At 65.9% G+C, this 19623-nt stretch carries 16 protein-coding genes and 1 pseudogene; 2 read left to right on the top strand and 15 right to left on the bottom strand.

Annotated features, from left to right (window positions below):
• From eccD to F0Q45_RS01695, 12 genes and pseudogenes are all read right to left on the bottom strand, one after another.
• A partial coding sequence (gene eccD, locus F0Q45_RS01750; RefSeq protein ID WP_149652261.1) for a type VII secretion integral membrane protein EccD occupies positions 1–622 on the bottom strand: 622 nt, incomplete at its 3' end.
• 22 nt (positions 623–644) lie between these two features.
• Positions 645–1541: an ESX secretion-associated protein EspG gene (locus F0Q45_RS01745; protein ID WP_149652260.1), complete on the bottom strand. Its 897-nt coding sequence runs from the start codon at positions 1539–1541 to the stop codon at positions 645–647.
• 7 nt (positions 1542–1548) lie between these two features.
• Complete coding sequence (locus F0Q45_RS01740) at positions 1549–1839, bottom strand: WXG100 family type VII secretion target (RefSeq protein WP_149652259.1); 291 nt, start codon at positions 1837–1839, stop codon at positions 1549–1551.
• Positions 1840–1878: 39 nt separating this feature from the next.
• Positions 1879–2172 (bottom strand): type VII secretion system protein EsxG, encoded by a 294-nt coding sequence (gene esxG / locus F0Q45_RS01735; protein ID WP_036410394.1) that lies wholly within the window; start codon positions 2170–2172, stop codon positions 1879–1881.
• 36 nt (positions 2173–2208) lie between these two features.
• Positions 2209–3741 carry a PPE family protein gene (locus tag F0Q45_RS01730; protein ID WP_149652258.1) on the bottom strand — a complete coding sequence of 511 codons (1533 nt, stop codon included), beginning with the start codon at positions 3739–3741 and terminating at the stop codon, positions 2209–2211.
• Positions 3742–3743: 2 nt separating this feature from the next.
• The gene (locus F0Q45_RS01725) at positions 3744–4052 is read right to left on the bottom strand and encodes a PE family protein (protein WP_149652257.1); all 309 of its coding nucleotides are present in this window, start codon (positions 4050–4052) and stop codon (positions 3744–3746) included.
• 3 nt (positions 4053–4055) lie between these two features.
• Complete coding sequence (gene eccCa, locus F0Q45_RS01720) at positions 4056–8042, bottom strand: type VII secretion protein EccCa (protein ID WP_149652256.1); 3987 nt, start codon at positions 8040–8042, stop codon at positions 4056–4058.
• A complete protein-coding gene (eccB, locus tag F0Q45_RS01715; protein WP_149652255.1) occupies positions 8039–9625 on the bottom strand; it encodes a type VII secretion protein EccB in 1587 nt (528 codons plus the stop codon). The genes eccCa and eccB overlap by 4 nt, the downstream gene beginning before the upstream one ends.
• Positions 9622–11484 (bottom strand): type VII secretion AAA-ATPase EccA, encoded by a 1863-nt coding sequence (eccA, locus tag F0Q45_RS01710; RefSeq protein ID WP_223163861.1) that lies wholly within the window; start codon positions 11482–11484, stop codon positions 9622–9624. The genes eccB and eccA overlap by 4 nt, the downstream gene beginning before the upstream one ends.
• Before the next feature lie 829 nt (positions 11485–12313).
• Positions 12314–12481 (bottom strand): annotated as a pseudogene (locus F0Q45_RS28935) (PE domain-containing protein); the annotation flags it as partial.
• 309 nt (positions 12482–12790) lie between these two features.
• Positions 12791–13696, bottom strand: a complete 906-nt coding sequence (locus F0Q45_RS01700) for an SAM-dependent methyltransferase (RefSeq protein ID WP_149652253.1) — start codon at positions 13694–13696, stop codon at positions 12791–12793.
• A gap of 18 nt (positions 13697–13714) precedes the next feature.
• Entirely contained in the window at positions 13715–15346 is a 1632-nt protein-coding gene (locus tag F0Q45_RS01695) for a PPE family protein (protein WP_306439418.1), read from the bottom strand.
• Positions 15347–15511: 165 nt separating this feature from the next.
• Here F0Q45_RS01695 and F0Q45_RS27450 point away from each other — a divergent pair, with 165 nt between their 5' ends.
• Positions 15512–15739 (top strand): hypothetical protein, encoded by a 228-nt coding sequence (locus F0Q45_RS27450; RefSeq protein ID WP_188112746.1) that lies wholly within the window; start codon positions 15512–15514, stop codon positions 15737–15739.
• Complete coding sequence (locus F0Q45_RS01690) at positions 15702–17453, top strand: PE family protein (protein ID WP_149652251.1); 1752 nt, start codon at positions 15702–15704, stop codon at positions 17451–17453. Before F0Q45_RS27450 ends, F0Q45_RS01690 begins: the two co-directional genes overlap by 38 nt.
• Positions 17454–17579: 126 nt before the next feature.
• Here the strand turns inward: F0Q45_RS01690 and F0Q45_RS01685 are convergent, their stop codons facing one another.
• From F0Q45_RS01685 to F0Q45_RS01675, 3 genes are read right to left on the bottom strand one after another with little or no spacing between them, the layout of a single operon-like run.
• Positions 17580–18467, bottom strand: a complete 888-nt coding sequence (locus tag F0Q45_RS01685) for an oxygenase MpaB family protein (protein ID WP_262490824.1) — start codon at positions 18465–18467, stop codon at positions 17580–17582.
• Positions 18464–19009, bottom strand: coding sequence for a hypothetical protein (locus tag F0Q45_RS01680; RefSeq protein ID WP_149652250.1), 546 nt, complete (start codon positions 19007–19009; stop codon positions 18464–18466). The genes F0Q45_RS01685 and F0Q45_RS01680 overlap by 4 nt, the downstream gene beginning before the upstream one ends.
• A complete protein-coding gene (locus tag F0Q45_RS01675) occupies positions 19006–19590 on the bottom strand; it encodes a VOC family protein (protein WP_149652249.1) in 585 nt (194 codons plus the stop codon). The genes F0Q45_RS01680 and F0Q45_RS01675 overlap by 4 nt, the downstream gene beginning before the upstream one ends.
• Positions 19591–19623 lie beyond the last annotated feature (33 nt).

The raw sequence follows: 19623 nt of genomic DNA, 5'->3' as shown, positions 1-19623 counted from the left end.
CCAGCGCCAACGCAGCGGCGATAGGCACCACGGCGGCGATCGACAGCGCACTTCCGGTAAGCGCCGAACGAGCGGTGACCAGCAAGCCGGCCACCGCCAGGACCGCCGCGATGCCACTGACCGTGAGAAGCCCGGCTAGTGCGCCGGTGGCCAACCGGTGGGTGACCGCCAGGCCGGTCGCCACCAGCGCCACCCCGATCACCGCGGACAGCGCTCCGCGCTGGATATGGGTTGCCCCCCAAGGACTTTGGCGCGAGTGCGAGAAAATCATGGCGGCGTCGGCGATGTCCTCCACGATGCCCGGCGCAGCCGGGCCGGTGGGCACCGGTTGCAACGCAAGCAAGTCGCCGTCCACCACTCCCACGGTGTCCAGGCTCGCGTCCAAGCTAAACGGTGCCCCACCAATAGGTGCCAGACTTAGGTGCGGCGCCGCACCGAACGCAGCTTCACCGTCGGTGAAGCTGCGTTCGTTTTCCGCCGCGGGAATGACCAAACGCTGCACCGCAGGCAGGATTTCGCGCAGCGGCAACTCCGTCGGCAGGGCCATCTCCGTCAACCGGCTGTCCGCGAGAATCGCGACGCGGACGATCGGCACCACGGCGCCGGACGTCACTGTGGACATCATGCTCTCTTTCTGGTTTCTGTTACGAGGGTTGTCCCGAGAAATCCCTGGACAACCGCTGCCCGGGGAACCATTGGCTATCGGGCAGCAGGGCGGTGAGTTGCTCGATCGCGACCGCAGCGGCAAAGGTCGTCCCGGGGCTAAACGTCGAGATCCATTCGCCGTCGAAGGCTCGAGTCGGACTGACCAGCACCCGTCCCGCGGTGCTGTCGACAATGCTCAGTCCCACCTCGGTGATGGCGTGCTGGCCGTCCCGGTTACAGCCGGCCACGATCTCGACGTAGCTGCGCGGCCCGGAGAAGACTGCTTCCACCACCTGGCGCGCCGAAGCCGGAACGGCTAGGTAATCAAGTACTTCGCCGAGCGGGAGGCCGGAGCGCAGCCGCTCGTCGGCGCGGGCACCCACGCGCATGGGCATGCTGAACTCCTCGAAACGGGCCGGCGGCCGCTGCGAGAGCCCCACTCCGAGAACCGGAACAAGCGCCCGGGGATCGTCGATCTCCATGGCGGTGAAAGTGATCAGCTGAGCGTTGCGCAGCGCGACGACGGTATTGAAGGTCTGGCGGGTCTTACCGCTTGCGCCGGCACGCTGGGCGACGATGCCACGCAGCAACTCCCCGGTCCCGTTGTCGGTGGCCGGGCCCACGTAACGCAGATCCAACCAGCGCTCGGGGAAACACACCACCTTGATCCAATCGGCGACCGCGGGATTGACCGCACCGTCGGGCGACAACAAACCCAGTCGGCTTAGCTCGTCGTGCTGACGGCCAGCAAACTCATGTCGTTGTGACAAATCGGAATACGGCGGGGTGATTGCCAGCACCCACGGAAAGCTGCCGGCCCCGATGGTGTCAGCAACAAACCAGGCGTTGTCTACCGTCAGCTCGACGGCGTTGGGTTCTCTAGGCTCGGACTGCATCTATGGACTAGCCGCCCCATTTTGCGGCTTCGGCCTGGTCGCGGGCCATCATCGCCATCGTGTTGGCTTCGTGCGTGCTGGCCATCGACTGATAGGCCCGCATCAGGTCTTCTAAGGCCTGGTTCCATTGGGTCTGCCAGCTCTGGTAGGTCATTCCGGTGTCGCCCTGCCAGGCATTGGACAACGCGGCCTGCTCATTGGCGATATCGGCGCCCAGGCTGTGCAGGGTGCCGGCATAGCCCGACATGTTTCCGGCGTGCGCCATCATCGCCGGGTAGTTGTACATGATCTGTGACATCACAACGTCCTTTCGTCCTTTCAGAAATTTCGGGCGACTTCAGAATCCGGTGTAGCTGGACGCAGCGGCGGCATCGGCGGCCACATAGGTGCCTGCGGCATCGCCGAGGTTGGCTTGGGCGATATCTAGCAAGGTGTTGACCTTGGCGGCTGCCTCGACGAATCGGGCGTGAGCGCCCTGGAAAGCCGCGGCGGACTCCCCCTGGTGAAACGCCTGCGCCGACATCGCCGACTGCTCGGCCTGACCGATTGTGTGCCGCATCAACGCCGCCTTAGCAGTAAACGCCGATTGCGACGCCACCAATTGCGGAATATGGGCATCCAACAAACTCATAACAGACCCTCTCGTTTCACTCGATCCGGATTTCGGTTACTGACCGTCGCGTTGTGAACCGTCGCCTGCCCCTCTCTGTAGGCCGTCCCAGGTACCCGGCATCATCGGCATTCGCGGACCACCGCCGAACTCATCACCGGCCAGTGCCGTCAATCCCGCTGCCGGCAGCGCCATCTCGGTGGGCGCGGTCCCGGCCAATCCGAGCCGTCCCGCGCCTTGTCCGGAAACCTCTGCACGGCAATCTGATTCGGCAGGATCAATGCCCGCACCGGATTCCATGTCCAGAAATTCGTCGCCATGATCCCGCATCTCGGTACGCCGGCGTCGACGCGCCCGGTATGTCGCACGGCTTGCCGCCGCGGCACCGGTGGCCGGGATGGTCGCCGCCGGCGCCTTCACTCCGCTACGGCCACCCACCGTCGGCCCCAGGCTGGGCCCCCAATCATCAACGCCACCGATCACGTATGCCAGATTCGCGGTGGCCGGCGCAGCCGGGGCCGACGCGGTACTGGCCGAAGCACTCGCCCCGGCCGCCGATCCCGCAGCCCCGCCGGCGCCGGTAACCGTTGACGCAAGAGTCACGGCCGGCCAGGCGGCGGATGCGGTAGCAGCGACAATAGCCAGCGGAGCTCCTGCCGCCGGTGCTGCCGCCAGCGCAACCGCAGTGGGCGCCAACGCTATCGCACTCAAGCCCAGGCTGAGAGCAACCGGAATCAGAAACGGCGAACTCAAGATCACGCTCCAGGTCGGCCAGCCGACGAGATTGAAGAAAATCTGGTAGCCGAGCGCGAAAAGCAATGGACCGTAGGTGATGATGGCACCCACCGGGTTGGTCAGGAAGGCGATGATGATCTTGATCGAGTTACCGATGGGATCCTGCAGGAACTCAAAGATCAGTTTGTACATCCACAAAAAGGAGTTGAGATACGCATTCCAAAATTGCTCGAGTAATTGCAACAGCCACTGCCACGGGTTGGATGCGGCAACGCCGGCCAGCGCATTCGCGGCCGCTTCGCCGCCAGGCTTCAGCACGGGCGGCGCAGGGGTAACGCGCGGGGCGGATGCCAACGCCGCACCGGCGGTCACCTGATAAAGACCCATGGTCACGGCAGCCTCAATCCACATCCGGATGTAGTCGGCTTCATTCAGCGCGATCGGAATTGCGTTGATGCCAAAGAAATTCGTCGCTACCAGGACACCGTGAATGAGGTGATTGGCCGCCAGCTCGGCCAGTGTCGGCATCGCCGCCAGCGCGGCCGTATACGCGGCCGCAGCAACCTCGTATTGGGTGGCTATTGCTGCGCTGTCGGCGCTGGCCTGCAGCAACCAGGCCACGTAGGGCAGATGTGCGGCCACATACTGCTCGGCGCCGACTCCCTGCCACGTCCCGGCTTGCACCGCCCCCAGCAGCTCACTGAGTTCTGCTGCCACCCCGGCATATTCGGCACTGAGCGCGTTGCAGGCCGCGGCCGCCGCCAGTAACGAACGGGGGCCAGGTCCATTGCTCAGCAACGCCGAATGTACTTCCGGCGGCGAAGCCATCCAGATGGGCCCCAAGGGCAGAACCATAGTCAGCTGCCTGCAATCCCGTACGAGGCAGCGGCCACTGAATCGGCGGCAAGATAGCTGACGCCGGATGCGCCCACCCCGACACCGGCGCGCCCTAACTCTTCAACACCTTGAGCCGCAATGACCGTGTGCTCCTGGCCCTGGGCGCTGAACCCAGCAGCAGTCTGCAGCGACACCGCATCCGCCGCAGGCGGAACTACCGCAGTAATTGACGGCGTCGCTGCCGCATGCGCGGCAGCCAACCGCGCCGTCAGCGCCTCCACCGCAGCGCTGGCTGCTTCCAATCCCGCCGGAACCACTCGCAACGTCATCGATCAACTCCCCTTCTGTTGCGTTTCACCAAATGCTGCGACCATGCCGACCACCGAGTTGACCAGCTGCACGTAAGTTGGAGACTCACTGTCGCCCAACAACATCGCACGTCCAGCAGGCAACCGCTCGAAGCGCTGACCGCGGATCTTGCCGCTATCGGCCGGATTGCCGGACAGCATCAATGTGGTCGCCTGCAAGTCGTTGAACCGGCGCAGCAAGGGGCTGGTCATCAACGCATGCGCAGACCCGGACGCCCGCGCTGTGACGATCACCCGCAGTCCCAAATCGGCTGCCTGGCTAAGCAGTCCGATGAGCGGGGTCCATGGCCGCTGTCCAATGTAGGGACCTGTCATCGCCGCCGCATCCGGTATCTGGTCGACATCGTCGATGATCAGGTAGTGGGTGTGGCCGTGGTATGCCCAACGCGCCAGTTGGGGTGGAGCCAGGCCCGCCGGCGGCCGCCGCGACTCGATGAGATTGGCCAACCCGAGCATCGCCGGGATGATGCGGTCGACGTTGGCCGTGTATTCGTTGTCGGGGAACAGCGGCTCCTCGACGAGGTGCAACCGGCGGTCGAGCACAGTAAAGGCCACCTGGTCGGCGGTGGAATGCTCTCGGACGGTACGAATGATGTGGCGTAGCAGCGTGGTCTTACCCGATTTGCTGTCACCGAACACCATCAGCAGCGGATTCTCGGCGAGGTCGAGTACCACCGGCGCTAAATCTTCTTCACGCTGGCCAATAACCACTCGGTCCGGACCCCGATACAGCGTGCCGACTGCGTTGGGCGCAAGGCTGGTGGGCAGCAACCGCACCGGCGGGGCGGCCGCGCCGGGGTAGCGGGCGTTGATCGAGGCCACCTGGCTTAGCTCCGGTGCCGCGAACAGGAAGTGCTCGGCGGCCATGGTTAATCCGCGGCCCGGCTGGTCGTGCGGTACCGCATCGGCTGGACGGCGCAGCGCCCCCACCACCCGCACATTGCTATCGCGCGCGTCGTGCAGCTTGAGCTCGAGACGCAGCCCCAGACCGTCACGCATCGCCAACGGCACCTCCAGCCAGCTCGGGGTAGTGATGATGACGTGAATGCCGTACGCCAGACCCACGTTGACCAGCTCTGTCACCTTGGCGAGCAACGGATTACGAGTGTTGAACTGATCGGTGCTGTCGCGGCCGAACGCATACAGGTTGTCGATGACCAGGAACACCTCGCCGTATCCGTCGTCGGGGGCAGAACCGTTATCACCGCGCTCCCGGAATACTTCGCGCTGTTGTCGGGACAGCAGCAGCTGTTCTAACTCACCGAAGGTGCGCCGGATGCGTTCGGGCTCCAGAGCCGACGCGACACTGCCGACGTGCGCCAGATCCGCCAAATCGCGCAGTTGTCCGCCGCCGTAGTCCAGACAGTAGAACGTCACTTGGCGTGGCGAGTGCAGGCCAGCGGCCGACAAGATAAACGTTTGCAGCGCAGTCGATTTACCAGACTTGGGTCCGCCGTGGATGACCATATTCCCAGCTGACGACCGGGCGTCGAACAGCAACGGGTCGCGGCGCATCTCGAAGGGCTTGTCGATTTCACCCAGCGGCCACCTCCAGTGCTGTTGCCCTACCCCGGCCCGGGCCAGCAGCGTGGTCAACGGGATTGATTGGTCGAGCGGCGGCAGCCACAATTGTGGCGCCTGTGGACCGTAGCGGGCCAGTTGTTCGCCGATGGTCGCGATCAGCTTGCGTGGTGGGCCGGCTGGCTGCTCGGTGTCCGTCTCGGCAATCACCGTATCCGGATCCCGCTCCACCGCCCCGGCGGTGAAGAGCTTCGGTTCCGGCGCGGAGCGCACCACCAGCGTTTTGGCTTTCTGCGGGGGCTCGTAAATGCCGTCGACGTAGGTGCTGCGGAACTTGATCGGGCTGGCGCCGGGCGCGGGCACCAAAAAGCCAATGCCTTTGTGTTCCTTGCCCGACTCGATGTGATAGGCGTCCTCCACGCCGATGATCTGGCGAGACACGCTGGCGCTGGCTACTTTGAGCCCGATGCGGTAGGAGGTGTTCTTGTCGATGTCTTTGATCTTGCCAACGTCTAGCGTCTGCGACGCGAACAAGATATGGATCCGGAACGAGCGTCCCTTGCGGGCCACGTAATCGAACAACTCCGCATATTCGGGATGATCGGCCAGCATCAGGGTGAACTCATCCGCCACCACGAACAGTGTTGGGATTGGCGGCAAGTCATGTCCAGCCGCGATTGCGTTCTCGTACTCGAGCACCGAGTTGAACGCACTACCCTGGACCCTGCGCCCTGCCTCACGAAGCAACATCTCGCGACGGGCGACTTCACCGCGCAGCGTGTCGGCGAACCTGTCGGCCAACGACTTCTTCTCCGCCATGTTCGAGATCACCGCGACAACCTGCGGGAAGTTCCGGAAGCTGTCAGCACCAGCCTCACCCTTGAAGTCGGCGTAGATGACGATCAGCCGGTCCGCCGAGTGAGTTGTCAACAGCGACAACAGGATCGACATGAGGGTCTGCGACTTACCTGAACCGGTCATGCCGATCATCAGGCCGTGCGGACCCATCCCGCCCTCAGCTTCGTCCTTGAGATCGAACATCAGCGGCTCACCAGTCGCGGTGACACCGATCGGAACGCGCAACTCGTCATCGCGGCGGCGCCGAGCCCACAGTGCCGGCACATCGAGCCGCGATGCGTCCGGGATACCCAGCAGCGTAGTGAAACTCGCACCTCGGGTGGCCGCTGAGCGAAGACCGGTGTGCGTCGGGTTGGAGTCCCACCGCGACAGTCGGCGGGCCAGGTGTGCGGTCTCGTCCGCGCCGAGCTGGTCCGCAATATCGATATAGGGCTGCCAGCCCCCCGTCTGCCAGCGTTGGATGGCACCGTCGGCTACCCGTAGGATCGGCCTTTCCGGATCCGAATATTGCTCCCGGTGTGGCGGTGTAGGCGAGCAGTGCACGACGGTGACCCCGGCGCGGCCAATAGCTAGCGTCGACGCCGCCAAGTCGTAGTTTGGATCGTCGACCACGATGAGCAAGTGCCGCAACGCATCTGTTGACGCACCGGTGAACGCTGGGCGGTCAAGCAGAACCGGGCCCAGTAGGTCAATCAGGTCGTCGGGTTCGGTTGACAAGTAACGTGCCGGGCCTACGCCATCGACCTGTCCGGGGATGTCGACGTGCGGCAACCACTTCAGCCAGGACCAGTCGCGGCTCTCCAGATCAGGGGCGGCCAGTGCTACCCCGAGTACCGTCGGGTCATGCCAGGTGACCGCCTGAGCGAGCCATGCCCGCAACGCCGCGCGCACCTCGGCTGCGGCGCTCCCAGCGTCGACAAGCAGCGTGATCCGCGAAACCTTGGTCACGTCAATTCCGGTGGGGACATCGCGGACGGTGCGTTGGGTATCGAGCAGGCTGCGTAACGCGCTGTGCGACACCGGTTCCAAGTCGATTTCGTCGGCGGTGTCGTTCACCCGCAGCGCAGTCGTCAGCGGCGCGGAATGCCGCCCGGCCCGCAGCACCAGGAAATCTGGGTCGTGCGGGTCGCGCTCCCACTGGCGCCGAGAGCCGGGCACGGCAGCCAGCGCCTCCGGTTCCGGATGCGACCACTGCGCGGCCGCGCGCTGCTCGGCAGCCTGAGCCCGGATGTTGTCCCGAATCACCGACAGGTAACGCAGGTAGTCGGCCCGCTCGGCGTCGACTTCCTCGGTACGCATCTTGTTGTCGTTGCCGCGGTAGAGCCCGGTGGCCGCCAACAGCATGACGAACGGGAAGAACAGGGTCTGCGGCGAGATCAGTCGCATGCCGGTGGCAAACATTGCCACCACCATGCCGACGATGAGCATCACGATCAGAAAAGGCATGGCGCGCTTGAACAGCGACGGCGGAATGACCCTAGGCAGCTGGGGAGGCGCCTCGATGGTGATGGTGCCCTTAGCGCTGCGTGGCGGGGCAAGCCGTCGGCGAGCCTCGAAGATCAGTCTGCTCATCGGGGCCCTCCATCGGCCGATACCGCATGCCCGGGCTTGCTGTCCGGCGGCAAGGCGTCGTGCGCCAACAATGCGTCGGCGCGCGACAGCGTCGGGCCCGGTGCGAACAGCGACAGGATTGACCATGGAATGGACAGCGGCGGGGCCTGCAAGCCAAGTGCTTCAACCGTTTTGCGTCCGGCTTCGCCGTCGGTGTCGATGCCGTAGCGCACCCCGGTGTCGGAAACCCAGAACAACGATCCAGTTGCCGGTGCTGCTACGCCCCCGCCCACACTCTGAGTGAAGTAGCCCGTCCCCGGCGCCATCGCAACCCGGGTGGCTACTGACTCACCGGCGCCAACCAGGTCGATTGTGCGTACCACCTCCGGCACCGGCAGCGCGGCGCCGGCCAACAGGCTCAGCGAGCTGGTGGCCGCCCCGGCTGGCTTGCTCCAATAGGCGCAGGTAACCGGATCACGGGCGGCATCGACCAGGCTGACCGGTTGCGCCGGATAGCTTGTGGTGTCCAGCAGGCGTGACACCGGCAACTTGGCAACCTGATCGGCGCCCAGGCGTGGCGGCTGCTGCAGTCCATAGGAATTGGTATTGCGCAGGATGGCGGCCAGGACCGGCGAGATCGGCTGCAGGCCGTCCGGTAACACCGCGTAGTACTGGGCGGTGCCGGCAGTCTGGGTGCCATTGAGGGTGAACGCCTCGACCACTGCGCCGATCGGCGCGGTGACGTCGAAGCTCGGCTGGGTGCCGGCGTTGGGGATGGCCGGCGCCGATAGCGGCGGTGCTTCGGGTATGGCGTTGAACAATCCCGACGCGATGGGCCGCGGCGCGGGCAGGTCGGTACCCAGGCCGAGCGCGTCGGTGACCGCGTGGTCGGTCAAATCGAGCGGGCTGCGCTTGCCGTTCCACAGCAGCCAGCTGCCGGCGCCGTTATCGACCAGGACCACCTGGCCGGAGCCGATCGCGACCGCCCGCGCGCCGTCGCTGTCCGGGCGTCCCACGACGACCGTGACGCCGGCGCTATGGGCGCCGCGCCCGCCCGCCCCGCTGATCGAGTCGCATACCGTCCAATTGGCGTCGCGGGTGGTGTTCTGCACCATCCGTTCCGGCGCTCCCGGGATGCCGATCAGGTTGCCGCGCGGAAACCGGTCCAACTCAGCGCTTTTCACCGTCGTGGGGTTGACTGGCTTGCCGGCGATAAGTCGGGCCGACGTCAGATTCAGCACGGGGTGCAACGCGTCGCCGACCCGCACATAGAGTGCGGCCGTGGACCGGTCGGCCAGCACCGGGTTGGTACCCGCTTGCCCATTGGGTCGGATCAGCGAGAGCACGAAGCAACCCAGCAATCCGGTGATCAGGATTAGCGCACCCATCAACACCGCGCGCGACTGCGTGCGTAACGGGTCGACGAGCATCCGGGTGTCGTGCAGAGCGATACCGGAGGCAATCCGGCGCATCACAAAGCGCCAACCGGTCACCTGGTGACGGGTAACGAAACCACGTCGGTAGACAACCCGGTCAGGGTTGTCGTTGACCGGGGTACGTGAGGTGAACGACCGGCGTTCTGAATCCGGTTCGCGGGTGGTCATGTCGGCACCGCGAGTCCCAGCCCGCGCAGCAGCGGCTCGACGGACCTATCCACATCCTCGGCGGTGATGACCATCAACTCCTCATCGCTGAACTCGCCACTTCCCGCATGCTCGGAGTGGTCGAGCCGGAATTCTCGCTCTTCTTCCGAGCGTTCGACGATGTTCCGGACGAACCGCCCGTTGCCTGCGATGTCAAGGCTGCGCCGCAAGACTCCATTGGAGTCCGGGGTCGACGCTGCCGCCAATTTCGCGAACAAAGACTCCAGATTGTCCAGCGCCGCTTGCTCGAAAATGCTATCGCGCTGTTCGGCCATCTTGTGCGCGATCTCCACCAGCTCATGGGACGCATACGACGGAAAGTCGATACTGCGCGTGAACCGCGACCGCAAACCCTCGTTGGTGTCCAGGAACTTGTCCAGATCGGCTCGGTAACCGGCGATGATCACCACCAGCCGGTCGCGGTCGTTCTCCATCCGGGCCAACAACGTGTCAATAGCCACCAGACCGAAGTCGTTCTTGGCGCCGGTGGCCACCAAAGCGTAGGCCTCGTCGAGAAACAGAACGCCATCCAACGCACTGTCGATGATCGCATTGGTTTTCGCCTCGGTCTCACCGATGTGCTGGCCGATGAGGTCGGCGCGGTGTACCTCTCGAATGTTCTCTCGCTTCAAAAGACCAAGCCCGCAATAGATTTTGGCTACCACGCGAGCAATCGTGGTCTTACCCGTCCCGGGTGGTCCAGCGAAGATCAGGTGGTGCGTGCGCTGGGCCACCGTGAGCCCACGCTGCTTGCGCACCAGTTCCATCGCTACCGAACTCTTCAACCGCGACACCTGGTTCTTGACTTCGTCGAGCCCGATGAATTCGGCGAGCTGGCGTTCGGCCTCGTGCAGCAGCGCAGCTTTTCGTTCGTGGGCCGCGGGGTCGACAAAATCCTCTGCGCTGGGCTCGGTGTTCGGATCCCAGGGATCGGTGCGCGCCTCGATCCGACCCGCGGTGGTGGTCACAATCCCAAAGCTGGTGTCAGTCAGGGCTTGCTCGACCTGCTCGTTCTCGGGATGGGCCGCGTAAAGGTCCTGCAGGACTTCGCTGGCCGACTCCTCGTCAACGTGGGCGCGCAGCACCAGGGCTTTGGCCAGGGCGCCATCGAGGGCAGCGACAGGGACCGGGCCCTCGGGTTCCTCGAGATACGACAATGCCGGAGCGAACATACCCAACCGGGCCAGCGCGGTGCCCAGACTAATTTTGGCGGCGTGGGCGAAAGCCTGGTCAAGATTGGGATCATTGACGATCGGGGTGAGCAGCTTGACGACGTCGGGCCACCGTCCGGCACGGTAGTTGACGACCATCGCGAGCCAGCGGGCTTCCCGCCAACCCGGCCGGCGCCCACTGATGTCCGAAACGATGTCGTGGGCTTTGGCATACTCCCCAGCCCCGCCTGCTGCAGCCAGCGCTGCCGCGTATGCCAGATGAAAATCGTCCGGGCTGGTGGCAAAAAACCGGAGGTATAACCCAGTATCGTAGTGAAAGCCCAGCGCATTCGGCGGGAGTTCCACGTGGCGCTGCAACACCCCGGCCGTTGGCGCGGTTCGCGAAACGGCGTCCAGCACCGCAATGGACTGGTCACCGGCGGCAGCCAATCCGGTCCAGGCGTCGCACTGGTCGCTGGCGATACGGGTAAGTGCGGTAAATCCAGAGCGGGCGGCATTCAGGTCGGCTGGGCGGCGTCGGTCGTAGACTGCGATGCCCAGAGCCCGGCAGCAGGTGGCGAACCGGCTGACGATGTCGCTGTCTACCTTGCCGTTGGCCCCGGACGCAACCGGCCGGGTTGCGTGCATGCTGATATCGCTGCGTTCCATGCCCGCGCCGTCTCCTGGGCCTAAGGTCATCATGAGTAAAATCCGCCTGCAGTTGGCTTCCCGAAGTTAGCATTGCATAAGCTAACTGTCGAGGCGGCGGAGCCTGTTGTGTTCATCAGGAAAACCAGCTCCTGGGCGCACTGACCATGGTGTCGCCGCGGGCCGTTTCCGGGCGCGGCTCGGCATCCGAGAACAGACGTTCCTCCTCACACTCAGTCCACTGGAACCATCCTGGAAGCATCTGGAAGGCCTTGGGCGGCTTGGCGACTGGTCTCGCCGGTACGGATGGTGTGGCGACATCGCAGGTTTAAGCACATGGCCATCCCCTAGCCCGGCTGCTCGGGAATCCCGCCCACCGGTTGCGTCATCTCACCACGTTTTCCGGAGGCCAGCGTAATGGATATGGTTTTCATTATCAAAAGAGGGCTCGCGTTGGGCGCTCGGGACCAGGGCCTTCGACGCACCCGTGATTGGTAGTCCGCGCAGTGCTAGGCGCGATCCACACGCCCACGGGCAACTGTGTGTCGCAGCCAACACTCGCTCGAACAGCGATACTCGCCTCAACGGCGCGAGCACCGACGTCGTTGCGAACTCCCCGCCGCCCGCCCAACAGCAGCTTATGGGCTGGGGTCGGCGCCGATAAACCTCATTGGGCCCGATGACCCGCCGGGGCTGCTCGACCTGGCGGCACGGCGATCAGCGGTGGCGTCGCTGACGTGACTCACAGCCGCAACCCGACCCAATTTGCCCGAGCGGCCCCAACGAGGTGGTTATCAACCACTACCGCTAGGTTATGCGCCCGATTTGGCCGCTTCGGCCATGTCGCGCAGGCGCTCAGCCCAGCCGCAGTAGCCAACGACACCGGATCGGCCGCCGGGGACACCACCGCCGAAATCACCGGACCCGCAGCAGCATGCGCTGCCGCCAACCGAGCGCTCAACGCCTCCACCGACGCAGCCGCGCCCGCCAAACCCCCAGGAACCACCCATAACGTCAAAGCCACATCCTTTCCGTGCTTTCCGTGCTTTCCGTGCTTTCCGACATTGCGGCCGTCAAACATCACGCCAAATGCGTGGCATCTTCGATGGACCTAGCACCTAGCACAGCATCACGCAACCCGGCAACAGTCCGCCAATACTTTTGTTGACTCGATCAATAAGTGAAACTGATCAACGCTGGCCTTGAGGGTTGCGTCTGCCCGCGCCGCAGTCGGATGGTCCTAGCGCCAGCTGTCCGTCGTCAGACGCCGGGTCCGGCCAATTTGTGACCCCAGGCATTCATCGCGTTCTTGGGCGCGCTCGTGCGCTTACGGTTTGGTCGCGCTGACCAGCGTGTTGCGCGCGAAAAGCGCCCCCGCTTCGGTGCCCGGCTCGGGCGCCGGCCGGCCCACCTCACGAAGGTATTCGATCAATGGGGTACCCACCGCCGTCCAACCATGCAACCCGAACCATTCGGTGGCCGGTGCGCAGCGCTCGTTGTAGACCAACTGGAAAAACGGACTCTTGCCACCTGCCGCGACGACAGCGCGTTCTTCTGCCACTTTGGCGGCGAATTCATCCGGGGGAAGCGGGGTTCCGTCCTCCACAGCGGCGTGGCTACCGGCGCTGGCCAGGCTGTCGATGCCGGTGAACAACTGCTCCTGCGCGGTGGCCGGCATATAGATCAACAGACCCTCGGCGATCCACGCCGACGGCTCGGAGGGATCAAAGCCGTTGTCCCGCAATGCCTGCGGCCAGTCGTCACGCAGGTCGACAGCGATCTCGCGACGCTGGGCGCGCGGTTGCACACCACGGTCGGTGAGCACCTCCCGCTTGAAGTCGAGGACCTGCGGGCGATCCAGCTCGAAGACTGTCGTCCCGTCCGGCCAGGTCAGCCGGTAGGCGCGGGCGTCGAGTCCGGCTGCCAGGATCACCACCTGCCGGGCGCCGGCGGCGGCGGCGCGGCGGAAGTACGCGTCGAAATACCGGGTGCGGGCACCCTGGAAGGTGACGAAATGCTCGCCGAAGTCAGCACTTTTCAAGTCGTGCTCGGGAGCGTTACCGTCGAGCACGTCGGCCCAAGTGCCGCCGACGGCGCGGCAGAATAAATCCGCGTAGGGATCGACGGCCAATGGATCGGGCTTTTGCGCCTCGAGCGCCCGTGCCGTGGCCACGAATAGCGCCGTTGATCCGACGCTGGTGGTGATGTCCCAGCGGTCACCTTCGCTACGCACCTCTACGAGATTACCCGGCTAACTGCGTGGCGAATCGCAGTCAGGGTCCCACGAGTCCGGCAGCAGCGGCATCCTGGTGCTGCCGAATTCGTCGGCGGCCAGCGTGGTTAGTCCAGCAACTCCGGCGGTCGCATCTTTGCGTACCGTGCCGGCGAAGCCCATGTGCACCGCGCCGCGATCCGATGCCGTCGTCGACCTAAACGGCTCTCCGTCCGGCGGGGCACCCCAATCTGGGTCCACCTCAATGTCCATGTATTCGTTGCCGTAGCTGCGCAACCCCGCGCGCCGCCGTCGGCGCCGGCGAGCCTGCTCCCGTGCGGCTGCCGCGGCCGCCACAGCGGCCGAATCGGGTTCTGGTGCCTTCTTCTTGGCGCTGGCGCTCGCGCTGGCGCTCATCGCCTCGCCCAACCCAAGGCGAGGTCCGCCGCCCACCAGGAAGGGATAGCCGAACCCACCGCCGGCCGAGACCGGTGGCGGTGCCGGTGCCGGACCGGCCCCGGCGACAGTGCTTGCCACTGATGCGGGCGCCGGGGCCGGCGCCGCTAACCCCGCGGTTGCGACAACGGCGGGAGCCATCCCGACGACCGGCAATATCGTTGGCTCGGCCGCAACCGCTGGCAGCGCCGCGGAGACGGTGGCCGGCGGTATCCCACCCAGTCCGGCCAATCCCGCGAAGCCAGTCACGGCGCCCAAGTTGGAGATGGCGCCGCTCACCGCGACCGCCAGTAACTGCGGGGATTGACTGAGCGCTTGAGCGATCTGTAGGACGTGGGTCGGCCAGTCGAACAAGGCCAGTTCGACTACGAATTGGATCGCCCCCACCGGGTTGGTGAACAATTCCTGGACGAAAGTCTGGAACTGCTGGCTGAATTCCAGGGCGCGGGCAACCCACCAGAGCGGCTGAGTTGCGTCCACGTAGTCATGCATGTCGATTCCGTTGAGGGTGCCTTCGGCGGGATCCCAGATCACCCGGCCGCCGGTGATGACGCGCATGATCTCGGCAACGACGTAGTCAATCGGGGTGGGCTCGGCGTGGTCGTGATCATCGCCATGGTCGTCTTCGTGGCCATGGTCGTCTTCGTGGCCATGGTCGTCTTCGGCGCCATGGTCGTCTTCGTCTGCGGCTGCGGAAGCCAAGATGTCCGGCGCCGGGGTGGTCGGCGGCGTCGACGCCACCGCGGCGCCTGACACTGCTTCGTAGGTGGCCATCGTGGTGGCCGCCTGGATCCACATTCGTGTGTAGTCGGCCTCGTTGAGCGTTATCGGGATGGTGTTGATCCCAAAGAAGTTCGTTGCCACCAAGACCGCGTGGATGGCGTGATTGGCGGCAAGTTCGGCGAGCGTCGGCATAGTCGCCAATGCAGTGGTATAGGCGGCAGCCGCGGTTTCGTGCTGCGCAGCCGCTTGCGCGCTCGTGACGCTGGCGTGCGTCAACCACATCAGATACGGCACATGGGCACTCACATACCGCTCGGCGCTTGGCCCCTGCCAGGCGCCGGTCTGGGCAGCGCCCAATATGGCGATAAGCTCATCTGCCACCGATGTGTATTCGGTGCTCAACACCGACCACGCCGTTGCGGCCGATAACAACGAGTCCGGTCCCGGGCCGCTGCCGAGCAACGCCGAGTGCGCCTCCGGCGGCGACGCCATCCACACCGGGGCTGTCACGAGCAACGTCTGCCCGAGATGAACATGATTTTCATTATTGGTATTCGACCCCACGAACGGTCGCATTGCAAGTCTGACTTCACCAGTCGTTGTCAGGAGCCGGCAGGCACGGCGCGCCGGGACGGGGCAAAACGGAACGCTCAGCGGGTGGTTGGTCGGCAACGGCGGCGCAGGCGGGTCCGGAAGGTCCGCAACGATTTTTCCGACGGCGGGAAAGGCGGCGCCGGCGGGGTCACCCGCCTACTTGGTCGCGGCGGGGCCGGCGGGATGACATCGGCCGCCACCAAAGTCGGTGGGGACGTCGGTGTCGGCAGGCTGTTAGGTGTCGGCGGCAGCCATGTCCACCACGCAACTGTTGGCGGCCGGCGCGGATGAGGTATCGGTCGCCATTGCTGCCCTGTTTCGCACACACGCCAACGCCTATCAGGCGCTGAGCGCCCAGGCGGCAGCGGTCCATGACCAATTTGTGCGCTCGCTGGCCGCTGCCGGAAGCTCATATGCGGCCGCCGAAGCCGCCAACATCGAGCAGGCTCTGCTCAACGCGGTCAACGCGCCCACCCAGGCGCTACTGGGTCGTCCCCTGATCGGCAACGGCGCCGACGGCGGACCAGGCCAGCCCGGTGGCCCCGGCGGTCTGCTGTTCGGCGACGGCGGAAAGGGCGGCACCAGCAACACCGCCGGGGTGGCCGGCGGGGCCGGCGGACCCAGCGGCCTCATCGGCAACGGCGGAGTAGGAGGCACGGGTGGGGCGGGCGCCGCAGGCGGCGCCGGTGGCGCAGGGGGCTGGCTGTGGGGCAATGGCGGTTCGGGCGGGGCGGGCGGCGCCGCACCAGGACCCGGTAGCAACGGCGGTAACGGCGGAGCCGGCGGTAGCGCCGGGCTATTCGGCGCCGGCGGCGCCGGCGGCCACGGCGGGGCCGGGGCCATCGGCACGCCCGGGGTCAATCCTGGGCCCGCCACTCCGACCACTCCGGCGCCTGACGGCGCCGACGGCGTCGACGGCTTCGGCATAGTCGGGGGCGGTGGTGGACAGCCGGGCAGCAACGGCAGCGGCATCGGGGAGGCCGGTGGCAACGGAGGCACTGGCGGCGATGGCGACAACATCGTCGGCGGCAGCGGCGGTGGCGGCGGCGGTAGTGGTGGCAATGGCGGCCCCGGTGCGCCCGGTGGGGCCGGCGGTGTTGGCGGCAAATTTAACTCGAACAGTCCCTCAGCCAGCGGAGGGGGCGGCGGCGGCGCCGGCGGCAGCGGCGGCGACGGCGCCGGGCAGGGCCAGCCCGTTGGCGGCAAGGGCGGCGGGGGCGATGGTGGCATCGGCGGCTTCCAGGGCGGCGGGGGCAATGGCGGCGGCAACGGCGGCGGGGAAGGCGGGATCGGCAACAGCATCGGCAACGGTGGTGGCGGCGGCGGTGTCGGAGGTAACGGCGGCATCGGTGCGCCGGGCGGGAACGGCGGAAATGGCGGAAACGGAAACGCCGGCGATGTATCCGGCGGTGCCGGGGGTGGCGGCGGCGCCGGCGGAAACGGCGGCCTCGGCGCCTCCGCCGGGAACGGCGGCAACGGGGGCAATTCCTTCGGCAACGTCACGCTTGGCGGCTTCGGCGGTACCGGCGGCATCGGCGGCACCGGCGCTACCGCTGGTACTGGTTCGAATGGTGGCGACGGAGGTGCCGGTGGCCGTGGCGGGCTGTTATTCGGCGCGGGCGGTAGCGGAGGTGCTGGCGGCATCGGCGGAAGCGGCGGGATAGGCGCCTCCGGCGGTGCCGGGGGCGACGGCGGCCTCGGCGGCACTGGCGCTGGCGGCATCAATGGCGGGGACGGTGGCGATGGCGGTGACGGCGGAACCGGAGGTGCCGGAGGCGGCGGAGGGAACGGAGGAAACGGCGGCGCCGCGGGCGCCGGCGGGTTGATCGGCTTCTCGGGTAGCCCCGGCGCGGGCGGAGACGCCGGTAGCGGCGGTAGCGGCGGCACCGGCGGCACCGGCGGTGCCGGGGGCGCGGGCGGCAGCGGCGGATCATCGGGATCACCCGGCGCAACTGGCGCGAAGGGCGCGACCGGTGCCGCAGGGCAGGCCGGCACACCTGGCTGATAGCCATTCCAGCGTCACGGCAGCGCCGCTCATGCGGCGGTCAGCCGCTTCGAGTGCAATTGACGCAGCTGCTTGCCAGCGATCCCTTGGTTGACCCGCCCGACAGGGGCGCGTGCCCGCGTCCCGCTACACCAGCGCACGACCGGTCTGGATCCGCCGGTCCAAATCCCACAGCATCAGGTTGAACGGGAATTGCCGGACGAACCGCGGCATCGCCCGGTTTCCCGTGCCCAACACGGCCATCAGCTGATCGAAACGCCGTTGCCGGCCGGCGTCCCACGGCAGCCGCATCTCGTCGCGAAACCGTTGCGGCAGAAAGCCGGTGGTGATCAGCAGCGCGATACTTTCCGGGATCTTGCGCAGCGCACCCGGGAAAGCTACACCCGGCAGCCGGGCCGCCGCGATGGGGTAGAGGTATTCCCGGACAGCGTCGTCGATGTGCACCTGGTCCAGGGACTCCTGCCAGTACCGATCGAACGCCGCCCGGTCCTTGGGCCACATCTTCGGGGGCACCTGCAAGGTGGTGGCCAGCGCCATGCCGTCGCGATAATGACGGTCGGCCGCTGCGTCGTCCAACTCACCGATGAAGGTGCGGTACACGTCGACGGCGCCCTTGTACAGACATGCTGCGACCCACAGCTGCAAGTCGGGGTCGAACGCGTTGTAGTGCACCGGGCTTTCGGGTGTGGAGTACACCTGCGCATGCGCCCGGTTGACGGCCCGGCGGAAAGCGGCCTTTTGCGCATCGGTGCCGACGGTGGCCACCGCCAGGTAGGTGAAGGTGGTGCGTGCCCGTTTGATCGGATGTAGGTCCAGGCGGCCACTTTCCACCCGGCTCTCTACCACGCCGTAGCCAACTGCCGGCCGGGCCAATTGCATGATCACATTCGCCGGGCCGGCGAGCAGCGCAATACCCATCAACCCGTCGCCAATGCCAGCCTGGCGCCGCGCCGAGCCCGGACGCGAATCGGTAAGCGCGCGCTCAACATGTCCGACGGGCTCATCCACGGTCACGGCGCGAGCTCCGCCCGCCACAATCGCATCCCCGGCTCCAATAACCACAGCCGGGCCAGGATCACGCGCAGCGCGCGCAAGGCGCCGCTGACCAAGATCGCCGCCACGGACAACTCGACCACCGCCAAAAGGGCCGAAACCCACAACTCGCGCGATCCCGCCGTCATCAGGTCGAACCAGGCATCGCAGATCAACAACACCCCGGTGGCAAATCCCGTGAGCACCACCAATTGTCGATGCAGATAACCCAGCACCGCCGTCGTCGCCATGAACGCCACCAAGAAGATGTCGAATCCGACCCAGGTTAGCGACCAATTGTGCGCGGTGTAGGTCTGCGGGAGCGTGACGGCGAGCAGCACAGTCCAGGGGATGAGCGCTGCCGCACCGCCGGCCATCAAACTCAACCGGATACGCCGCATACGTGCTAGCACCGGCGCCGGCAACAGGTCGTCGAGGGGTTGCTGGATCCGCATGATCAACTCCCGCCGTTGCTCTGGAGTCAGCGCCGCGATCTGATCGTCGGTCAAAATGCCGTGCGTCACTTTTGCCCAGCCACCACCGCAGGTTGCCGGTCGGCAGCCGTCCTAGGTACGGCCGGCGTGTCGTTCTCAGTGAATTCCTTTATCCAACAAGCAAATTCCAGCGTGATACCGTCGGGATCCTGGAAGTAGAACGAGCGTACGTACACCCCGGGATGCACCGTGGCCGACACCTGCGTCGCGCTTTCGTCGTGATTGAGCACCGGGCCGACGCGTATCCCTTTGTCCTTGAGCCGCTGCCGATAGGCGTCGAACTTCTCTGCCGGAACATGAAAGGCCAGGTGGTTCATGGTGCTCACCGCGCTGGTGATATCGCCGATGCCCGGGATGGCGCCCGGCGACGACATACCCGGAACCCGGTCCGGCGCGTTGGCGAACCAGAAGAACGCCACGCAGTCGCCGTTACCGGCGTCGAAGAAGAAGTGCTGCCCCCGACCGTCGGGCAGGTCGAGCGACTTGACCAGCGCCATACCCAGGATGTTGCTGTAAAAGTCTACGGTGCGCGCCATGTCAGAACACACCAGTGCGACGTGATTGATTCCGCCGAGCTCGAACTCGGCATTGGTGTTGTGCGGCTTGATCATCGTGCGGCTCCGATCGGCCCCGGCCTGGCCCAA

The organism is Mycobacterium simiae, from assembly GCF_008370645.1.
Taxonomy (GTDB): domain Bacteria; phylum Actinomycetota; class Actinomycetes; order Mycobacteriales; family Mycobacteriaceae; genus Mycobacterium; species Mycobacterium simiae_A.
This window is presented reverse-complemented; position numbering and strand designations above follow the sequence as displayed.

What these genes read in the sequence shown, in the direction of transcription:
- F0Q45_RS01740 (WP_149652259.1), bottom strand. Translation starts at nt 1,839, where the DNA reads ATGTCACAGATCATGTACAACTACCCGGCGATGATGGCGCACGCCGGA.
- F0Q45_RS01695 (WP_306439418.1), bottom strand. Translation starts at nt 15,346, where the DNA reads ATGGCGTCGCCGCCGGAGGCGCACTCGGCGTTGCTCGGCAGCGGCCCG.
- F0Q45_RS01690 (WP_149652251.1), top strand. Translation starts at nt 15,702, where the DNA reads ATGTCCACCACGCAACTGTTGGCGGCCGGCGCGGATGAGGTATCGGTC.
- eccA (WP_223163861.1), bottom strand. Translation starts at nt 11,484, where the DNA reads ATGGAACGCAGCGATATCAGCATGCACGCAACCCGGCCGGTTGCGTCC.
- esxG (WP_036410394.1), bottom strand. Translation starts at nt 2,172, where the DNA reads ATGAGTTTGTTGGATGCCCATATTCCGCAATTGGTGGCGTCGCAATCG.
- F0Q45_RS01730 (WP_149652258.1), bottom strand. Translation starts at nt 3,741, where the DNA reads ATGGTTCTGCCCTTGGGGCCCATCTGGATGGCTTCGCCGCCGGAAGTA.
- eccB (WP_149652255.1), bottom strand. Translation starts at nt 9,625, where the DNA reads ATGACCACCCGCGAACCGGATTCAGAACGCCGGTCGTTCACCTCACGT.
- F0Q45_RS01725 (WP_149652257.1), bottom strand. Translation starts at nt 4,052, where the DNA reads ATGACGTTGCGAGTGGTTCCGGCGGGATTGGAAGCAGCCAGCGCTGCG.
- F0Q45_RS01675 (WP_149652249.1), bottom strand. Translation starts at nt 19,590, where the DNA reads ATGATCAAGCCGCACAACACCAATGCCGAGTTCGAGCTCGGCGGAATC.
- eccCa (WP_149652256.1), bottom strand. Translation starts at nt 8,042, where the DNA reads ATGAGCAGACTGATCTTCGAGGCTCGCCGACGGCTTGCCCCGCCACGC.
- F0Q45_RS01745 (WP_149652260.1), bottom strand. Translation starts at nt 1,541, where the DNA reads ATGCAGTCCGAGCCTAGAGAACCCAACGCCGTCGAGCTGACGGTAGAC.